The organism is Paraburkholderia sp. GAS206C (assembly GCF_050435645.1).
Lineage (GTDB): Bacteria > Pseudomonadota > Gammaproteobacteria > Burkholderiales > Burkholderiaceae > Paraburkholderia > Paraburkholderia phenazinium_B.
In genome coordinates, this window is record NZ_JBNDKR010000006.1 from 98,807 (window position 1) to 117,150 (window position 18,344).

At 61.6% G+C, this 18,344-nt stretch carries 16 protein-coding genes; 5 read left to right on the forward strand and 11 right to left on the reverse strand.

All coding sequences use genetic code 11. From position 1 onward, the window contains the following. Positions 1-5: 5 nt before the first annotated feature. The 4 genes from P3T20_RS17810 to P3T20_RS17825 form a co-directional block, all read right to left on the reverse strand. Positions 6-641: a CoxG family protein gene (locus tag P3T20_RS17810; protein ID WP_429287482.1), complete on the reverse strand. Its 636-nt coding sequence runs from the start codon at positions 639-641 to the stop codon at positions 6-8. Between the two features lie 124 nt (positions 642-765). Continuing rightward, the gene (locus P3T20_RS17815; protein WP_429287483.1) at positions 766-2,415 is read right to left on the reverse strand and encodes a methyl-accepting chemotaxis protein; all 1,650 of its coding nucleotides are present in this window, start codon (positions 2,413-2,415) and stop codon (positions 766-768) included. 100 nt (positions 2,416-2,515) lie between these two features. Continuing rightward, entirely contained in the window at positions 2,516-3,508 is a 993-nt protein-coding gene (locus tag P3T20_RS17820) for a PdxA family dehydrogenase (RefSeq protein ID WP_429287484.1), read from the reverse strand. Then, the gene (locus P3T20_RS17825) at positions 3,509-3,838 is read right to left on the reverse strand and encodes a non-heme iron oxygenase ferredoxin subunit (protein ID WP_074265173.1); all 330 of its coding nucleotides are present in this window, start codon (positions 3,836-3,838) and stop codon (positions 3,509-3,511) included. Between the two features lie 152 nt (positions 3,839-3,990). On the opposite strand from P3T20_RS17825, the gene P3T20_RS17830 reads away from it, so the two are divergent. The 3 genes from P3T20_RS17830 to P3T20_RS17840 are packed head-to-tail and all read left to right on the forward strand — an operon-like array spanning position 3,991 to position 7,114. Next, the gene (locus P3T20_RS17830; protein ID WP_074265172.1) at positions 3,991-5,277 is read left to right on the forward strand and encodes an aromatic ring-hydroxylating dioxygenase subunit alpha; all 1,287 of its coding nucleotides are present in this window, start codon (positions 3,991-3,993) and stop codon (positions 5,275-5,277) included. A gap of 29 nt (positions 5,278-5,306) precedes the next feature. Next, positions 5,307-5,825 (forward strand): hypothetical protein, encoded by a 519-nt coding sequence (locus P3T20_RS17835; RefSeq protein WP_429287485.1) that lies wholly within the window; start codon positions 5,307-5,309, stop codon positions 5,823-5,825. A gap of 14 nt (positions 5,826-5,839) precedes the next feature. Further along, positions 5,840-7,114, forward strand: a complete 1,275-nt coding sequence (locus tag P3T20_RS17840; RefSeq protein WP_254368857.1) for an MFS transporter — start codon at positions 5,840-5,842, stop codon at positions 7,112-7,114. Between the two features lie 77 nt (positions 7,115-7,191). On the opposite strand, the gene P3T20_RS17845 is transcribed toward P3T20_RS17840, so the two are convergent. The 3 genes from P3T20_RS17845 to P3T20_RS17855 all read right to left on the reverse strand — a co-directional run bounded on the left by P3T20_RS17845 (position 7,192) and on the right by P3T20_RS17855 (position 10,134). After that, positions 7,192-8,184, reverse strand: a complete 993-nt coding sequence (locus P3T20_RS17845; RefSeq protein ID WP_074265171.1) for a 4,5-dihydroxyphthalate decarboxylase — start codon at positions 8,182-8,184, stop codon at positions 7,192-7,194. A 66-nt stretch (positions 8,185-8,250) separates the two neighbouring features. Then, positions 8,251-9,279, reverse strand: coding sequence for a 2Fe-2S iron-sulfur cluster-binding protein (locus P3T20_RS17850; RefSeq protein ID WP_429287486.1), 1,029 nt, complete (start codon positions 9,277-9,279; stop codon positions 8,251-8,253). A gap of 36 nt (positions 9,280-9,315) precedes the next feature. Then, entirely contained in the window at positions 9,316-10,134 is an 819-nt protein-coding gene (locus P3T20_RS17855; RefSeq protein ID WP_074265169.1) for an IclR family transcriptional regulator, read from the reverse strand. Positions 10,135-10,619: 485 nt separating this feature from the next. Between P3T20_RS17855 and P3T20_RS17860 the strand changes: the two genes are divergently transcribed. Beyond that, on the forward strand, positions 10,620-11,714 hold the full coding sequence (locus P3T20_RS17860; protein ID WP_429287487.1) for a porin: 1,095 nt from the start codon (positions 10,620-10,622) through the stop codon (positions 11,712-11,714). Positions 11,715-11,797: 83 nt separating this feature from the next. Here P3T20_RS17860 and P3T20_RS17865 read toward each other — a convergent pair whose 3' ends face one another. From P3T20_RS17865 to P3T20_RS17875, 3 genes are read right to left on the reverse strand one after another with little or no spacing between them, the layout of a single operon-like run. After that, entirely contained in the window at positions 11,798-14,065 is a 2,268-nt protein-coding gene (locus P3T20_RS17865) for a molybdopterin cofactor-binding domain-containing protein (protein WP_429287488.1), read from the reverse strand. After that, positions 14,062-14,517: a (2Fe-2S)-binding protein gene (locus tag P3T20_RS17870; protein WP_429287489.1), complete on the reverse strand. Its 456-nt coding sequence runs from the start codon at positions 14,515-14,517 to the stop codon at positions 14,062-14,064. The genes P3T20_RS17865 and P3T20_RS17870 overlap by 4 nt, the downstream gene beginning before the upstream one ends. Beyond that, complete coding sequence (locus tag P3T20_RS17875) at positions 14,514-15,884, reverse strand: cytochrome c (protein ID WP_429287490.1); 1,371 nt, start codon at positions 15,882-15,884, stop codon at positions 14,514-14,516. Before P3T20_RS17875 ends, P3T20_RS17870 begins: the two co-directional genes overlap by 4 nt. Before the next feature lie 238 nt (positions 15,885-16,122). On the opposite strand from P3T20_RS17875, the gene P3T20_RS17880 reads away from it, so the two are divergent. Further along, positions 16,123-17,781 carry a tetratricopeptide repeat protein gene (locus P3T20_RS17880; RefSeq protein WP_429287491.1) on the forward strand — a complete coding sequence of 553 codons (1,659 nt, stop codon included), beginning with the start codon at positions 16,123-16,125 and terminating at the stop codon, positions 17,779-17,781. On the opposite strand, the gene P3T20_RS17885 is transcribed toward P3T20_RS17880, so the two are convergent. Next, complete coding sequence (locus P3T20_RS17885) at positions 17,750-18,343, reverse strand: NADPH-dependent F420 reductase (protein ID WP_429287492.1); 594 nt, start codon at positions 18,341-18,343, stop codon at positions 17,750-17,752. The two genes, P3T20_RS17880 and P3T20_RS17885, sit on opposite strands and share 32 nt — an antisense overlap. Between the last annotated feature and the right edge of the window lies 1 nt (position 18,344).

Consider the following 18,344-nt stretch of genomic DNA (forward strand, 5'->3'; position numbering starts at 1 on the left):
TGCCTTTACGCAAGATGCGTCAGGAGAAGCGTTGTGAGCACACCGAGCGCAAACCATCCGGCCCGCGCCAGTTCGGGCGCGAATCGCCCTTCAGGCCATAGCGACGACGGCGAGGTGTTGGGCCGGCGTTCCGGCGAGGAGGGCGCGTTCGTCGGGCGAGCCGCGGCTTCGGCGACAAGCGGGGCATCATCGGCAATCGCGCCTCCGCTGAGTTGCCGTTGCAGGCTGGCGAAGAACTCGTCGGCCATTTTTTTCGCGGACGAATCGATCAGCCGCCCGCCGATCTGTCCCAGCTTCCCGCCGACGGACGCTGCCACCGAGTAGGTCAGCCGCGTGCCACCGGCCTCATCCGACAACTCGACGTTCGAAGAGCCCTTGGCCGACCCCGCGCCACCGCCCACGCCTTCGAACGAAAGCTTGCAATGCCTGGCCGGATCGACCTCGGACATGAACATCTTGCCGGTAAACCTGGCGCGTACCGGACCCAGCTTGACCAGGATCCGCACGTGCGTTTCTTCATCCGAAACCCGGGCGACGTCCTCGCATCCGGGGATGCAGCGCTGCAGGACCGCCGGGTCGAGAAGCGCTTCCCATACGGCGCTTCTCGGCGCCGCCATCAACTGGTTGCCGGACAATTCCATCTGCCGCCTCCTGATATAAACCCCAATTTCATGCGCTATTCTGCGCCTTATTAACCGGTTGGTAAATATGGGAGTGTTTTTAGACGCGCTGCCGGATCATGTGAAATCGCAGCGCGACGCCCGTTTAACGGGGGATTTGATGGGGTCGGGATGGCCCAAACGAGGGCAGTGGGGATGCCAGGTGCGCGGTTCCGGCGCCGGTAGTACGCGCCGGGTCGAGATTGCCGACCTTGAAGCCCGCCACAGCGTGACGCAGTTCCTGAGCCTGATCGGCCATCGACTGCGCCGCCGCCGAGGCCTCTTCGACGAGCGCAGCGTTCTGCTGGGTTACCTGGTCCATTTGCGTGACCGCCCGGTTGACCTGCTCGATGCCAGTGCTCTGTTCTTGCGATGCCGAGGAGATTGCGCTCATGATCTCGGTTACGCGCTTCACGGCATGGACGATTTCTTCGATCGTATTGCCGGCCTCTTCGACCAGCCTGGCGCCGGCTTGTACCCGATCCACTGACTCGCCGATAAGCGCCTTGATTTCCTTGGCGGCGGTCGCGCTGCGTTGCGCGAGATTGCGTACCTCGCTGGCAACCACGGCGAAGCCGCGGCCTTGCTCACCGGCTCGCGCTGCCTCGACCGCTGCGTTGAGCGCGAGGATATTGGTCTGGAACGCGATGCCTTCGATGACGTTGATAATGTCGGCCACTCTGGCGGAACTGCTGGAGATCCCGTGCATCGTCTCGACGACGCGTCCCACGACTGCCCCGCCACGCTGCGCGGTGTCAGAGGCGCTATTGGCCAGCGCGCTCGCTTGCAGGGCGTTTTCCGTGTTGTGATGAACCGTGCTCGTCAGTTCTTCCATACTCGTGGCAGTTTCCTGGAGCGACGCGGCCTGTTCTTCGGTCCGCTGCGAGAGGTCGAGGTTGCCTGCCGCTATCTGCTGCGAGGCTGTGGCAATCGAGTCGGCAGAATTTTTAATCGTGCCGATGGTTCGCGTGAGGTGGTCCTGCATGAGCTTCATTGAAAACAGCATGCTCGAGCGGTCACCCGGCGCGGTATCGACTACCGCGGTCAGATCGTTATTGGCAATCCGGTTGGCGATTTCAGCGGCGTAGGACGGCTCGCCACCCAGGCTGCGCCGCACGTTACGGCTGATGAGCAGCATCGCCGCCGTGACCAGCGCGCCAATCGTGAGAACGATCAGCAGGTATTGCAGCAACATGGCATGAAACAGGTCGTCGATGTCGTTCAGATAGAGACCCGATTCGATATACCAGTCCCATGGTTTGAACCGCTTGACGAAGGTGAGCTTATTCGCGGCGACGTAGCCTGAGGCCTTCTGGATACGCCCCAGATACTCGACGTAGCCTTGCCCATGCGCCTGCGCCGTCTGCACCATATTGACGAAGACCAGCGTGCCGTTTGGTCCCTTGAACGCGCTGACATCCTTGTTGCGTAAATCAGGCAGGGTGGGGTGCATGAGCACGACGGGATGCGAGTCGGTGACCATCACGAATCCGTCCTTGCCGTAACGCATCGACTGCAGGCGGGCCAGCGCCTGCTTCTTTGCCTCATCCTCACTGATTGCATGCGTCGCCGCCTGAGCGGCGAGATCGTCGACTACACCGGTTGCTGCTTCAACGATGTTCTCGATGGCGCTCTTGCGATCGTCGAGCATCCTCTGGCGCGATTCCCACGCCGTGGAACAGGCTAGCAACAGTAGCCCGATCCACATGATGACGAGGACCGACCATAGTTTCGCATTCAGGCTCAGGCGGCTCATGGGTGTCTCCTGCACAGCGACCTGTGGAAAGGAACTTCTTTTTGTTAGCGGCGTCTTGCGCGCGCCGTCACGACAATAAAGCCGGTCTCGTACCCAACGTTCAGACCTGATCCGGCGAGGCGTGCACAAGGCGGTGTACCGCTTCTACGACGGCTTCCGGGCTTGCCTGATTGAGGCCGGCGATATCCAGCGCGCTACCGTGCGCCACCGAGGAAAACAGGATGGGCGTGCCGATCGTCATGCCTGCCGTCCGGTTGGTAGCCAGCAGCTTGGCGGCGATATGCCCTTGATCGTGGTACATCACGATGAACGCGTCGTAGCCGGACTTCTTGAACATCGTATCGGCGCCGAACGGACCGTCGACATCGATGCTGCGCTCGCGTGCTGCTTTCAGCGCGGGCTCGATGATGCGAGCCTCATCGTCGCCAAACATGCCGCTTTCGCTGGCGTGCGGATTAAGACCCGCGACAGCGATCCGCACGGGCTTGCCGTGGCGCGCGAGCACCGCATGCGTCGCCGTGATCACGCTCAGGACGCGTGCTTCGGTAATCAGATCCAGGGCATGGCGCAGACTCACGTGCAGCGTCGTATGCACGATGCGCGTCGAATCGAAGCACAACATCAGATAGGCATCGTCGACGGGCGTGCCCGTGCAACGCGCGACAAACGACGGATAACCGTCGAACTCGATGCCCGCCTCCTTGATGGCGTACTCGGTCTGCGGGCAGGCCACCACGGCGCGGACGTCGCCCGCCATGGCCGCTTCGATGGCAACGCGTGCCGACTCGATAGCCGAGCGTCCATGCGCCGCCGCGATCTTGCCGACACGCAGCGGTTCGGCCGAGAAGTGGTCGAGCGCCATGAGCGTGACATCTGCGGGACCGGTAATCGCCGGCTGCTTCGCCGACTGAACCGAATGAATGTGAGCATCGATCTGGCTGGCCTTCGCGTGATAGGCGAGTGCCTGAGCATCGCCCACGAGGATCGGTTCGCAGATTTCCAGAACGCGTGGGTCAAGCGCCGCTTTGAGCGCGATTTCCGGGCCAATCCCGGCGGGGTCGCCTAGTGCGATGGCAATTTTGGGGCGGCTCATTTACTCGGACTCCACCAGTTCGATTCCAACCTCGTCGTTTTCCACATAGGTCTTGTACGTCTTTAGCGGGATCATGCATGGCGGCGCCACCACTTCGCCTGTGCGGATATTGAAGGCGCCATTGTGGAAGTCGCATTCCACGACTTCCCCATCGATACACCCCTCCGACAGTGAACCTGGGCCATGTGTGCAGGCGTCGTCCGTGACCAGATAGTCACCGGCGACATTGAACACGGCGAGCGTCAGGCCTTGCTTCTCGATCTTGATGGCCTTCCCGGAACTGACATCTGAAACTTTACAAAGCCCCATGCGGGTACACGACTGCGGCATCGGAAATCTCCGTTTGACAAAGGATTCGAGCGGATGATAACTTTGTTCTATTGAAAAGAACACTGTTCCTACATATGGAACAAGTGAAATTTGAGGTCCTACTGGCACGGCGCCGGACGGAAGAATTGCTATCAAGAACGCAAGGGCAAAACATGTTGAGGAAAGAACAAAACGATCTGCTGACGCAAACGGGTAATGGCACGCCGATGGGCGAGTTGTTCCGCCGTTACTGGTTGCCGGCGCTGCTGGCCGAGGAAGTTGCGGAAGCGGGTGGGGCGCCGGTCAAACTGCAGTTGCTGTCGGAGCGGATGCTGGCGTTTCGCGATTCCGAGGGGCGTCTCGGCCTGATCGACGAGTTCTGTGCGCACCGTGGCGTATCACTCTGGTTTGGGCGCAACGAGGAGGGCGGCATTCGCTGTCCTTACCACGGCTGGAAGTACGACGTGAACGGCCAGTGTATGGAGGTACCGTCGGAGCCGGCTGAAAGCGGCTTTTGCAACCGCATCAAACTCAAGTCGTATCCGCTGATCGAGCGCGGCGGCATTGTCTGGGTGTATATGGGTCCGCCGGAAGATCAGCCGCCCCCGCCGGAATTCGAGTTTGCGACGTTGCCGCTCGGTCGCAGCTTCATTACCAAGCGCTTTCAGGAAACCAACTGGCTGCAGGCGCTCGAAGGCGGCGTCGACTCGAGCCACGTCTCGTTTCTGCACAGCGCTAGCCTGCATCACGACCCCTTGTTTAAAGGGGCGAAAGGTAATCAGTACAACCTCAGCGACCTGAGCCCGGTGTTCGAGGTTGTCGACACAGAGGGCGGCCTTTTCATCGGTGCGCGCCGCAATGCGGAGAACGAGCAGTACTACTGGCGCATTACGCCGTGGGTGATGCCTTGCTTCACACTGGTGCCGCCGCGCGGCGACCATCCGGTGCACGGGCATTTCTGGGTGCCGATCGACGACGAGCATTGCTGGGCCTGGAGCTTCGATTACCACCCGACACGCGACCTGACGCAGGGGGAAATCCAGGCAATGAAGGAAGGCCACGGCATTCACGTCAAATACGTGCCGGGTACCTATCGTCCGCTGCAGAACAAGGACAACGATTACCTGATGGACCGCGCGGCGCAAAAGGCGGGCCATACATACAGTGGTGTGGAAGGCATCGGCATGCAGGATGCGTCGCTGCAGGAAAGCATGGGGGCGATCCAGGACCGCACGCGAGAAAACCTTGTGTCGACCGACAACGGCATCATCATGGTTCGCAACCGCTTGATGAAAGCCGCCCGTGCACTGGCCGAACAAGGGCAATTGCCGCCGGGCCGTGACGCCGCGGCGCAGAGCATCCGTTCGGTTGCCACGGTGCTCGCGCGCGATGTTCCGTTCAAGGAAGGCGCGAAAGATGCACTGCGCGCCGAACCGGGCAAGTCCCATACCACGGTCTGATACCGGACAAACGGCAAAAACGTCCACTGATGCAAACAGGCGAATCCGAATCCAGGCGCGCTCAGGCGCGACCCTCTCCCTCCGGCTGGCCGGAAGCGCGCTTCCGGATACGGGCAGCGAATGCGTCGCCCCGCACGGCTCGGGTAATCTTCCTGAACGGGGCAGACCCGGAGATGGCCTTGTGCCGCTCGCGGGCGCCGTCGGCGCATGTGCGAGTCTCGGGGCCGGCGGAGCTTCATGCGTTCGCCGAGCCTGGCTCCGGCTCCGGCTCGACAGCGGCCGAGCGCCTCGCGCAGTGGGCGGACCCGGTGGACCTCGTCCTCATCGTCGGTGACGAAGGGGATGATCCGGCTGCAGGTGTGCTGGCCGCGCGTGCTTACCGCGGCCGGTCTGTCACGATCTCAGGGCTGATCCGCCGGCGTCCCGGTACCGCGTCGACAGACTCGCGGACCTCGGACACGTTGCGGCCTTTGTGTACGACGATGATGCTGGTGAACGACACCGGCTATCTCGACGATTTGCTGGACGCACTGGGCGTCGGCGAATAATTGTGGAGTGAGACTTGAACAGTAAAGAATTGAATCGATGGTGGACCGTCGTAGGCGGCGCCATCTGCCTCTCGGTGGGCGCCGGGGTGATCTCGGCATTCATGTTTGGCACCTTCATCCGTGCCATCGCCGCACAGAATCACTGGGGACGATCGGAGGTATCGCTCGGCCTGACCATTTTCGAATTCGCGATGGGGCCGGGCACGATCGTGCTCGGCTCGCTGGTCGACCGCTGGGGTGTGCGCAAACCCACGCTGCTGTTCCTGACGTTGTTCGCACTTTCGATCGCGCTCGTCAGCGTGATGCCGCCATCGGTGCCGCTGTTCTGCCTCGCGTTCGTGCTGGTCGGTTTCTTCGCGCCCGGCAGCAATGCATTGCCTTACGCGAAGGTCGTCTGCGCGCGTTTTGACCGTCATCGCGGCCTTGCTCTCGGCTTGACGGTCGGCGGCACTGCAGTGGGCGGCGCACTGATGCCGCAGTACGCAGGCTATCTGCTGCGAAATTTCGGCTGGCGTGTCGGCTATCTCGGCGTCGCGGTTGCGGTTGCCGCGTTCTCTCTACCCGCGCTGTACTTTCTCGTGAAGATGCCCCGTGACTCGCAGCTCACGCCGCGTACCCGAAAGAACAATGCGGACCTGCCGAAGCTTTCGCAGATCGCGCGGACGAGCCGCAGTTTTCGTCAGCTGGGCTTGGCCATCTTCTGCATGTCGGGGGTGATGCTCGCGCTGCTATCGCAACTGGTGCCGATGATGATGGACCGCGGCGCGACGATTCGTGTCGCAACCAGCATGCTATCGATCGCCGGCCTGTCGTCTGCGGTCGGGCGCTTGCTGGCCGGGTATCTGATGGACCGCGTGCATGCGCCGTATGTGGCTGCGGTGTCGTTCTCGATCACCATGATCGGTGTGCTGATTCTGGCGAACGGCGCTACGGGGACTTCGGCGATGGTGGCGGCCGGTTTGATCGGCGTGAGCATCGGTGCCGAAGCCGACATCATCACCTTCATCGTCAGCCGCTATTTCGACCTGAGACTGTTTGGGCGCGTCTGCGGCGGTATCTGGGCGTGTTGGGGATGGGGCGCCGGCATCATGATCTTCCTGACCGGTCTGTGCTACGACCTGCTGCATTCGTACCACGTCGCGCTGTGGGCTTTTGTCGGGCTGACTGCCGTATCGATCGTGTCGATTTGCCGCCTTGGGCCGTACGTTTATCCCGAGCGGCGGGACGTCTACGCGGCGTATGCACCTGTACCTAATGACGAAGCGGGGGTTCAGGAGCCCGTGCGCTAGGCAGAACAGAAGAGCAGTACAGATGTTCGCGCGGCACGGTGAATTCTCTCCGTGCCGCGCGTTTTGCTACATACGCGTCAGATCTTGAACGACTCGAACGTCTCGGGTGCGAACAGGTCTTCCGGCGTCAGGAGTTTTCTGGAGAGACCTTGCTCGTACGAATAGCGCAGGAACACTTCCAGATTCGCGCGATTCTTCTGCAAGCCGTACGGCCAGAAGTCGTCGCCCATCTCCTTGCGGACTTCCTCGACGTGCGAGTTCAGCCACGGCAGCATTGCCTTTAGGGCAGCAGTCTCGTTGAGGTCTTCGTAGGTTCGGCGTTGCGATTCTACGAGCGCCTTGTAAAGCGATTGTGCGACCCAGCGGTTCGCCTCGTAAATCTCGCGGCGCACGACGACCGTGTGCATGATCGGGAAGAGCCCCGTTTCCTTGAAGTACTCGCGCTCGACATCGACGTAATTTTCGAACAGCCGCGTCACCTTGCCGTCGCCCTTCCGGTACGAAGAGGGCATACGCGCCGTGTAGAGCGCGTCGATTTCGCCGTCGTAGAGCATTTGCGACAAGGTCTTGTCCGGGCCGATCCGTTCCACGCGGATGTTGTCCGGCAAGTCGAGCTTGAGCTTTTCCGAACGGTTCGGTTCTTCTTCGCCACCGGTGAAGTAGGTGACGCTGTCGACCGGCACGCCGTAATGGTCGGACAGAATGCCGCGGATCCAGACCGGCGCCGTCATCTGGTATTCAGGGTTGCCGATGCGCTTTCCAATCAGGTCCTTAGGACTCTTGATGCCAGAGTTCGCGTTGACATAGATGCACGAGTGCCGGAAAAAGCGCGAGGGAAACACCGGGATGGCAATGAACGGCTGCGGATCCTTGAAGCACGACATGGTGTACGACGACAGCGACATTTCCGCCGCATCGAATTCACGGTTGCGCAGCATCCGGAAGAAGGTCTCTTCGACCGGCATGTTCAGATAGTTCAGATCGATGCCGTCGGGTTGGACAGATCCGTCCATCAGCCCGCGAGTGCGGTCGTAGTTCCAGCAGCCGAAGGTGAGTTTAAGCTTTGACACGTGGTCGCTCCTGAGGCCTGCGCAGCGCGCGCGACCGACGGCGCGCGTCGCCGTTGCGCAGTGGGTTCAATAAAACTGATCGAAATGCACGCGATCGAAGGAAATCTTCCGGGCAAGCAACATGCGCTGGATGGCCTCGCCCATTGCCGGCGGTCCTGCGAAATAGATCTCCATGTCGCGAAGGCTGTCGCCGAGCAATGTGTCGGCCAGTTCATGCACGAAGCCTGTGTAGCTGGCAGCAGCGTCAGCATCGCCTGGTTCGGGCGTCGAGACCACCGCATGAAACTGGATTCGTTCGCCGAAGCCGGGCAGAACTTCGAGCATGTCGCGGCCGCAGATGTCCTTGCCGGTGCGGGCGCCATACAGGAAGTGCAGTTTGGTGTCCTGAAGATTTGGGTCGAAAGCAAAACCACGCGCGATCGAAATCATCGGTGCAAGACCTGAACCGCCGGCGATGCACACAATGTCGCGCTGCGCATCACGCCGCAGATAGGCGCGGCCATAGGGGCCGTCGATCTCGATACGCATGCCGGGCTGCAAGCCCTCGAAGAGCGCGGCAGTACCTTTTCCGCCCGGCACGCGACGCACCTGGAACTGCAGGGTCAAGGCCGGCGCTTCAGCAACATTGCTCATCGAATACGCGCGCACGCCGGTCACGCCGGGCAACGACAGCAGCGCGTACTGGCCGGGTTCGAACGGCAGCGGTTCGTCGAGCGAAAAGTGGAATTCGTGAATGTCGTGCGTAATGGGCCGGCTTTGCGTCAAGGTCGCCGCCACGCGGCGCGGCCGATGCACGGGCGCGTAGAGCGCCGAAGGCCTGACCTTGATCGTGCAGGCGGAGCCAGGCACCGATTGGCAGCCCAGAAAACGGCCGCGTTCGCGGTCCTTGTCGCTCCAGGCCGGTGCTTCGGCCCAGCGTTGCTGAAGCTCGCCGTCGACGAGCTGGAACTTGCAGTTGCCGCAGGCGCCCACATTGCATTCATAGGGAAAGGCAATGCCTGCGCGCAGCGCGGATCGGAGAATGGTGTCGTCGGGCGGGCAAGAAAATGTGACGTCGCCGCCTTCCAGGGTAATGCAATGAGTCAGTTCAGACATGGATCCACTATTCCCCTTCCGGGCAGGAAACAAGATTTATGGGCGCCGGTATCCCAGTCGGGTCGAGATACCTTCGGCGGCGTTGATCAATAGCGGAGTGAATCCGCGCAATGCTTTTTTGGTGAGACGTTGAGTCGGACCGCCGACGCTGATGGCGGCTACAACCTGTCCGGTCAGATCGCGAACGGGCGCGGCAATGCCACGCATACCGGCTTCCGACTCTTCGTCGTCCATCGAAAAGCCTTCGACGCGAACCTGTTCGAGCACCTTGAGCAGGGCGGCCGAACTCGTATTGGTGTTCAGCGTGCGCGCCACGAGACCTTCCTTGATGACCCGGCCGACCACGTCGGGCGCACTATGCGCGAGCAGGACGAGACCTTCGGACGTGCAGAAAGCGGGCTTGCGCACTCCGATGTATGACCGCACCCGGATGGCCTGATTGCTCTCGAGGTTGAACAGATAAATGATGCTGGTGCCGTCGAGGATGGCGAGGTGAACAGTCTCATCGGTCTTCTCTCTCAATTCGTGAAGGAACGGCAGCGCCTGGGTGGACACGGTGAGGCGCCGGCGCACGAGCGCGCCGAGCGCGAACAGTTCGATCCCCAGCCGATAACGGCCATTCTCCAGGTTCTGCTCTAGCAGCCCCTCGGCAAGCAATGTCGTGGCAAGCCGGTGCGCGGTGCTCTTGGCGAGTTTCAGCCGCTTGGCGAGCGTGCTGATACCGATCTCCGGCTCTTCCTCCGAAAATGCCTTGAGCACGCGGACCGCCGCGGTGACCGATGACAGCCGCCCCTCTGCAGGACTTTCAACCGCCGCTTCTTTCGGACGCGACGCCTCAGATGCATTCGTTGCCATAGACTTTACCTCAAAAGTTATTGAATGGAACATCGTTCCGTATACGGGAACATTGTGCAGTTTTTGGCAGGATCTGTCCAGTAGCGGCCGTGAGTGATCATGAAGACGAAAGTGTTGCGGCATGCCAAATGTTATTCGCTCCACGGCAGCCTGGCGAATTGGCGAAAGACCTCCCACAACCACACGGCGCATGGCTCTGACTCGAAAATGGAAGGGCCGCTGGAAACGCTCTCAGGGCTTACCCTGGCTGAATATTTCTTGACACAGATCAATGGAGATTGCCAAATACCACCGCTCGCAAACAGGAACGACGTTCCGTATAAAGGAACATAAAGCGAGCGGTGCGGAGCGATGCCGGCCGACGGGGACGGCGCGCGTCTAGCGTGGGTGGTGGTGGCGAGCGGTAGGGATGCCAGCTTGCGAACACCGTCTGACACAGGTTTGTTCGGCGCAGTTGCATCAAAAAAACACGAGGAGATAGCAGGATGCGAGCAGGACTGTTGGGGCTTTTCGCAGCACTGGGTTTGACCTTTACCGGTGCCGCGTATGCGCAAAGTAGTGTCACGCTGTTTGGCCTGATGGACAACGGCGTCAGCTATATCAGCAACGAGCACGGGCACGGCCTCGTCAAGGCCAATGACGGTGTGTTCACGCCGAACCTGTGGGGCATCAAGGGTGTCGAGGATCTGGGCGGCGGACTCAGGGCGATCTTTCAGTTGACCGACCAGTTCTCGGTCAACACGGGCAGCATCACACCCGGTCAGCAGCTGTTCTCGAAGACGTCGTATATCGGCTTGCAGGACGACCGCTATGGAACGTTCACGATGGGTAGCCAGTACGACTTCATGGCGATGTCGCTGTGGGCGTCGGGTATCGATACGGCCGACGACGGCGGCTTCTTCTTCGGCTTTCCAGCGGGGCCGTTCCAGCGTCTCGGCATTCCGAACAATCCCACCGGCGAACTCGACTGGGATCGCAGCGAGGGCACGGCGATCGCCAACACGGTCAAGTATCTGAGCCCGTCGTTGGGCGGTTTGACGGTCGGCGCCATGTATGGCTTCGGTAATGTGGCGGGGTCGGTCGGCACGGGCAATTCATCGAGCTTCGGGCTTGACTACCTGGTGGGCAATCTGAAGCTCGGTGCGGCCTATACCGACGTGAAGTATGTGGTCACGGGCGGCCCACAGGTGAGCGTACGCAACTGGGGTGTGGGCGCCTTGTACACGTTCGACAACATCACGCTGCACGGACTGATCACGACCGTACACAACATGGGTAACAGCGCCGCCGCGGCTGAAATGTCAGGGGGCGTGCGCTGGCAATTCGCACCCACCTGGATGTTGAGTGGCGAGTATATGTACCTGAAAGGCAATACGTTTCTCGACAACAATCACGCCAATCAGGTCGGCGCAACACTGTTCTATATCCTCTCGAAACGCACGACGGTCTACGTGAGTTCGATCTATCAGATCGCCAATGAAGGCGCATCGGCGGAAATCAGCGGCATCACGGATACCGGTCCCGGTTCGAGCAGCAATAGCCAGACCGTGTTCCGCGTGGGTATTCACACGGTGTTCTGAGCGGTGGCTTGAAAAGCCTCGCGCAACGCTTCTTTGGGTTGCGCGAGCTCGTCGCGTATTGCTCTGGTTTGAAGACGCCGGTATTAGACCCGCAACGCCGCGCGCAACTTTTCCGGCGATAAAGGCAAATCCCTGAAGCGCTTTCCGGTCGCGTTGGCAATCGCATTCGCGAGTGCCGCTGACATCGGCCCTTGCGATGCTTCGCCAACGCCGAGAAACGGCGTGCCAGGTCGGTCGATCAGATCGACATCGAGTACTTTCGGCACGGAAGAAAAGCGCAGGATCGGATAGGCGCTCCAGTCGAAACTCGTGATGTTGTGCTCGTTGAAGGTCGTGGCTTCGAACAGCGTCCAGCTGGCCGATTGCAGGATGCCGCCTTCGATCTGATTGCGCACGCCGTCGGGATTCACGATCTGTCCGCAATCGAGCGCGCTCGCGACGCGTTCTATCGTCACGTAACCGGTCTCGCGTTCGATCGAGATTTCGATGGCCAGTGCACAGTAGGCCATCAGGTTCTTGTACTTCGCGAAGGCGAAACCGACGCCACGCGACGGTGCGCCCGAGTGTGCGAGATGCGGCCAGCCGAAACGTTGCGCCGCGCGCTCGATCACGGCATGCGCGCGCGGATCGTCCAGATGCTTCAGCCGAAACGCGACCGGGTCGGTATGCGCAGCAAGCGCGAGTTCGTCGATGAAGCTTTCGATCGAAAAGATGTTGTGATACGCGCCGAGCGAACGCATCGCCGACACACGGATTGGCATGTCGGGTAAAAAATGATGCTGCACGTACAGGTTGGGCACGCGATACAACGGAATGCTGTTGCGGTCGCCACCGCCTTCCGGCATCGGAATCGGCTTCGGTGGCGCGGGCGTGAAGGGTTTCGAAAGGGACCATGTCGGCATGAAGCGCCCGGCATTTTCGATGCGGTTGTTATGCGTGTTGCTCCAGAGTTCGTACTTCCAGTCGACGATCTGCCCGTTCGCATCCAGCGACGCAGAAATGTTGCTCGACATCGCCGGTCCGAACGGCTCCCACGTGTGTTCCTGCTCGCGCATCCATTGCACGCGCACCGGTTTGCCCGGCACGGCGCGTGCGATCAGCGCGGCGTCGGCGGCGACATCGTCGGCACCGTTGTGTCCGTAGCAACCGGAGCCTTCGACATGGATGCAGCGCACGCGCTCAGGCGGTATCGACAGCATCTCGGCCAGCCCCTTGCGCATCGGGAAGACGCCTTGCGTGTGAGTCCAGACCGTCATCTGTCCATCGTTGAGCCACGCCACGGCGCACGACGGACCGATCGAACCGTGCGTCAGATACGGTTTGGTAAAGCGCGCGCGTAGCGTCTGCGCTGCGGGCGGCGCCGCGCCCTGTGTGTTGGCAACCGAGATTTCCTGCGCGGGCAGTTTCTCCAGCGTCTCGTGAATCGTTGCCTGTGCCGGTAGCGGCGGCCCGCTTTGCCATTGCGCGAGCTCTGTCAGCGCGCGCATGGCGGTGATGGCGCGCCATTCATCGTCGGCCACGACCGCGAGATAACTGCCGTCCTGCACGACGGCGATCACACCTGGCATCGACCGTACCGACGTCACATCTACCGGCTTCAACGTCGCACCGTACGACGGCGGCCGCACCACACGCGCGTGCACCATGCCGGGCAGCTTCATATCCTGCACATAGCGCGGAGCGCCGGTTACCTTGCCCGGAATATCGACACGATGAAACGACTGACCAATCACCTTATACGTACTGGGATCTTTGGTCGGCACGCCGGGCTGGGCATTGCGATGCAGATTGACGCCGCTGACAGCTTCGCCGAATGTGAGACGACGGCCATCGGCGGCGACGATTTCGCCGTTGTGGGTCGTCAACGCGGCAACGTCCACGTTCAATCGAGCGGCCGCTGCCTCGAGCAGGAGCGCCCGTACCTGAGCCGTGGCGTTGGCGATTGCGGTGCCGCTGTCGGCCGTCGAATGGCTGCCCGCGGTGTAGCCCTCATCCGGTGTCGAGTTAGTGTCCGCGGTCACGAGCGTGATGTGTTCGGGCATCACGCCGAACTGTTCGGCGGCGATCTGCATGAATGCAGTGCGAATGCCGGTGCCGAGTTCCGCCTTGCCGGTAAACACGCTAATGCGGCCTGTCTCGTCGATCTTGACCCACGCGTCGAGCATCGGGGCTGTTTTCAGACTGCCCGGCAGGCTCGGCGCGGACGCGGTGAAGGTGCCGGCTTCGGTGGTGGTGGTCTGCGCGAGCGCGCGCGCCGCAGGCAGCAGCGAGAAGCCGACCATCACGCTGCCCGCCGCGAGAAAGCGGCGGCGGCTGACGCTGTCGGGTGCGGCGGGTGTGTCGTTGCTCATGCGTGTTGCCCCGCTTCACGGATCGCTGCGAGTATCCGCATATGCGTGCCGCAGCGGCACAGGTTCGGCTCCATGTGTGCGCGGATCTGTTCGTCGGTGGGTGAGGGCACCCGTTCGAGCAGCGCCTGAGCCCGCATCACCATGCCGGCGATGCAGTAGCCGCACTGCGCTGCCTGCCTGTCGATAAACGCCTGTTGCAGCTTGCCGGGCTTGTCCACGGTACCAAGTCCTTCGATCGTGCGTACGGGACGTGTGCCGATCGCTGCGACGGGCAACAGACACGAGAACACCGGCTCGTCGCCGACGATCACCGTGCACGCACCGCATTGGCCGAGACCGCAGCCAAACTTGGCGCCGTGCAGGCCGAGCTGGTTGCGCAAGGCGTAGAGCAGCGGCGTCGATGGATCGATATCGAGCTGATGGGGTACGCCATTCACGACGAGTGTCATCATGGTTCGCTGGTCTCCTGGCGCAGTTTCTCGACGTTGGCTGCGTCGAGGTTCCATGCGGGTTGGCTGCTGAAGTTGGCACGCAGGTACGCGGCGAGATCGGCAATCTGCGCGTCGGTGAGCGTGCCGGCGAAGGCCGGCATGTACGGGCCGCGCGTGCCGCGTTCGTTAGGAATCCCGTCGAGAATCAGCCGCAGGGCATTGCGTGGGTCTTGCGCATTGACGGCTGTGCTCAGCGCGAGCGATGGCCGGTCGCCAAAGGTCGTCATCGGCGCATGGGCTGCGTGACATGATGCGCACGTGGCGCTAAAGAGCACGGCGCCATTTTGCACGTGCATGGTGTCGGCCGGGGTGGTTTGCGTTTGCGCTTGTGCTTCTTGCGGTGCCGCGTCTGTCAATGCTGTAGCGCTTGCTGTCTGCAGCGAGAGCAGATAGGTGGCCATGGCGTCGACGTCGGCATCGGACGCATCCGCTAGAGACTGCGTGACCGGCCGCATTGGCCCAGCCGACGCGCCATGTTGATCAGCAAGGCCGGTACGCAGATACGCGGTCAACTGATCGTGTGTCCACGGCTTAGGCGCGCGCAGCAAAGTGGTCAGCGCGGGTGCTTGCCAGCCTTCGATCACGTTTCCGTCGAATGCCTCATCGCGCTTTTCGGCTCCGAGCAGATTCATCGGCGTGTGGCACGCTGCGCAATGCGCTGGCCCATCGATCAGATATCGGCCGCGCAATAGCTGTTCTTCGTGCGATGCGGTTGGCGTCGAGGTTGACGTTGCTGCAGCAGTAAAGGACGCGCCATCCGGTTCGACGCCTCGGTTAAGGAAGAACAGGTTCCATACCGCGATCAACGGACGAAAGCCAAGCGGAAACATCAGACGGTTGGCAGGCGCGGTGGCCTGCGCCGCATCGCGCGACATCAGATACGCGTAGACCGCGGCGATGTCGGCATCCGTCATATGTGTGAAGTGCGGGTACGGAAAGGCTGGATAGAGCAGATGACCGTTGCGGGAGACACCGCGCCGCATCGCCTGCTTGAAGTCGTCGAGGGACCAGGCGCCGATGCCGGTCTGGCGGTCGGGCGTGATGTTGGTGGAATAGATCACACCGAACGGCGTATCGAGCGGACGGCCACCCGCGAAGGGCGCATCATGCTTCGCGGTATGACACACGACGCAGTCGCCGATCGCAGCCAGTTCCGCGCCGCGTTTAAGCGTGGCCGTTTCATCGGCCGCTGGCGATGCTCTGGGCGCTTCCGCGACAGCCGTTGCCGCGAAGAGCGGATGCACGAACCAGCACGACGTCGCCGCGACGAACGCGGTGCACGCCAACACGCACAGCCATGCCGACAACCCGATCGACCTCGTCTTCATTGCGTCTCTGTCGTTATGTTCGACCCGTCGGCATGTATAGCACATACGCCGCGCACAAATAACATCATCGCGTGCGGTTCGAACTTTTGACACCGATGATGGCACGAGAATGGCGCGCAGGTAACGCGAAGGTGACATACGCCAGGCGATCGACCTGCAGCCGATAGGATTATCATCTCGCTGCGGACGCTATCCGCCGCGAGCACGAAGCGTCGCAACCTGATTTCTCTGAACAGATATGAGTTCATCCTCCACAAGCGATCCCTCCAGCACGCGCGATGACTTGTCGACAGCGCATCCGGACCAGGCAGCACGATTCACGGACGCGCTCGCGAAGGTGACGCCGCTGCTCGAGATGGAGCCGCCGTTAGCGGAGCACCAGCTTGCTGAGGCGTTGCAGATCGCAGCGGTCAGCTCGCTCGGTCTGGGCCGGTTCGACGATGCCGAGTCGTATTGGCGCCGTTCGATCGCTGCGAACCCAGGCTTCGTGGATGCGTACTTAAACCTCGCCACGCTGCTGAAAAAGCTAAACCGCTTGCCTGAGGTGGAGGCACTGTTTCGGCAATTGCTGCATGTCCGTCCCCATCTCGCGGATGTCCACAACCAGCTTGGTTCGTTGCTGCAGGACCAGGGGCGCTTCTCCGAAGCTGAGGCGGCTTATCGGCAGGCGGCGCTGCTTCGCCCTGACCGCGTCGAATTTCATTACAACCTGGGCGTCGTGCTGAGGCCGCTTGGTCGTTGGCGCGAAGCTGCGCAAGCGTATCAACGGGCAGTCGAAACGAACCGGGGCTTTGTCATGGGCTACAGCAACCTCGGCAATGTATTGAAGGAGCTGGGCCGCCTGCCGGAAGCCGAGGATGCCTACCGCGACGCACTTGCTATCCGCGGCGATTATCACGTTGCGAAGTTTGCCTTGGCTACACTGCTGATCAGCATGGGACGCTTCGAAGAAGGATGGCAGCTATACGAGGAGCGTCACGAGGACCCCAACTCCATCCAGCACAGGACGCAGAAGATCATTGGCCGTCCGCGCTGGCGTGGCGAAGCATTGGCGGGAAAAAGGCTGCTGGTCTGGCAGGAAGGCGGTCTTGGCGATGCGATTCACTTTGGGCGCTACTTTTCGCTGCTGAAGGCGCAAGGAGCAGCGGAGGTCGCGTTTGTCTGCGGGCCGGCGCTGCAGCGGCTCTTCGCGAGGGCTGAGGGCGTCGATGCGGTGCTGAGTCACGAAGCGGGGCGGGCCAAGGCGGCCTGTTACGACTACTGGACGAGTCCCTTGAGCGCGCCGCTGTATCTGGGTACGACGCTTGAAACTATTCCATCGCCTATGCGGCTGAAGCCCGACCCGTCCCTCGTCGAATCCTGGCGTGTGCGCCTCGCGGGGCTGCCGCCGGGTCGAAGGATTGGTCTCGTATGGAAAGGCAACGCCAAACATCAGAACGATGCGCACCGCTCGCTGCGATCGCTTGCGATGCTGGCTCCGCTCTGGAGTGTGCCGGGAATCAGTTTCGTGAGTCTGCAGAAGGGGGAGGGCGAGGATGAAGCTGCCGCACCACCGGTCGACCAACCCCTGTCGCATCTCGGCTCCGAGATCGCGGATATGGCCGACACCGCCGCGATCGTCGCGCAACTCGATCTTGTGATCTGCGTGGATACGTCGATCGCGCATCTCGCGGCATCAGCGGGAACGCCTTGCTGGGTGATGCTGCCGGCAGAGGAGGTCGACTGGCGCTGGATGCACGAACGCAGTGACTCGCCCTGGTATCCCGGGACGATTCGTCTGTTCCGCCAACCTTTGTGCGGACAGTGGCCTGTGGTTATCGAACAGGTGCGGCAAGCATGTGCAGAGCGGTTCCCGGAATATGACCTCAGTCGAACTTCGTCAGGTCCTGGAAAATGAGTTGTGCCCATGTATTGCCGCGAGCCTGAACGAGCAGACCGCCTTCGCCGATCTTGCCAAGCTCGATGGGGGCGAAGCCCAGGCGATCGACCAGGGCCGCCACCGAGGTGCTCGCGTCGTCGTGATCGCTGGAGACGAACACGACCCGCCGGCCGCCTTGCCGTGTCGTCGCCCCTTGGGCCAGGGTGGCAGCAGGCAGATGGTTGAAGGCCTTCACCACCTTCGCTCCGGGAAACGACTTGGCCACCGCAGCGCTCGACGGCAACCCGCCAAGTTCCTCGGGAGGCACGCCGTACGCGTTCATTGCGTCGATTACGATCTTCCCTTCCCAGTTGGCGGCAGCCCGCCCGATGTCCCGGTGATTGCCGAAGGGCACGGCCAGGATGACGACGTCCGCCTTGACCGCGTCCTCGATTCGCTGGGGCACGAGTAACGGACCGATCTTCGCCGCGAGCGCATCGACCGGTCGTCTCCCTGCCACGATTACTTCGATGTCCTGATGGGAAAATGCCTGGGCGATGGCCGTGCCGATCTTGCCAAGCCCGATGATTGCGTAGCTCATT

Bases quoted from the DNA above. Each gene is read 5' to 3' on its own strand.
- P3T20_RS17810 (WP_429287482.1), bottom strand. From the start codon at position 641: ATGGAATTGTCCGGCAACCAGTTGATGGCGGCGCCGAGAAGCGCCGTA.
- P3T20_RS17815 (WP_429287483.1), bottom strand. From the start codon at position 2,415: ATGAGCCGCCTGAGCCTGAATGCGAAACTATGGTCGGTCCTCGTCATC.
- P3T20_RS17820 (WP_429287484.1), bottom strand. From the start codon at position 3,508: ATGAGCCGCCCCAAAATTGCCATCGCACTAGGCGACCCCGCCGGGATT.
- P3T20_RS17825 (WP_074265173.1), bottom strand. From the start codon at position 3,838: ATGCCGCAGTCGTGTACCCGCATGGGGCTTTGTAAAGTTTCAGATGTC.
- P3T20_RS17830 (WP_074265172.1), top strand. From the start codon at position 3,991: ATGTTGAGGAAAGAACAAAACGATCTGCTGACGCAAACGGGTAATGGC.
- P3T20_RS17835 (WP_429287485.1), top strand. From the start codon at position 5,307: ATGCAAACAGGCGAATCCGAATCCAGGCGCGCTCAGGCGCGACCCTCT.
- P3T20_RS17850 (WP_429287486.1), bottom strand. From the start codon at position 9,279: ATGTCTGAACTGACTCATTGCATTACCCTGGAAGGCGGCGACGTCACA.
- P3T20_RS17855 (WP_074265169.1), bottom strand. From the start codon at position 10,134: ATGGCAACGAATGCATCTGAGGCGTCGCGTCCGAAAGAAGCGGCGGTT.
- P3T20_RS17860 (WP_429287487.1), top strand. From the start codon at position 10,620: ATGCGAGCAGGACTGTTGGGGCTTTTCGCAGCACTGGGTTTGACCTTT.
- P3T20_RS17865 (WP_429287488.1), bottom strand. From the start codon at position 14,065: ATGAGCAACGACACACCCGCCGCACCCGACAGCGTCAGCCGCCGCCGC.
- P3T20_RS17870 (WP_429287489.1), bottom strand. From the start codon at position 14,517: ATGATGACACTCGTCGTGAATGGCGTACCCCATCAGCTCGATATCGAT.
- P3T20_RS17875 (WP_429287490.1), bottom strand. From the start codon at position 15,884: ATGAAGACGAGGTCGATCGGGTTGTCGGCATGGCTGTGCGTGTTGGCG.
- P3T20_RS17880 (WP_429287491.1), top strand. From the start codon at position 16,123: ATGAGTTCATCCTCCACAAGCGATCCCTCCAGCACGCGCGATGACTTG.
- P3T20_RS17885 (WP_429287492.1), bottom strand. From the start codon at position 18,343: ATGAGCTACGCAATCATCGGGCTTGGCAAGATCGGCACGGCCATCGCC.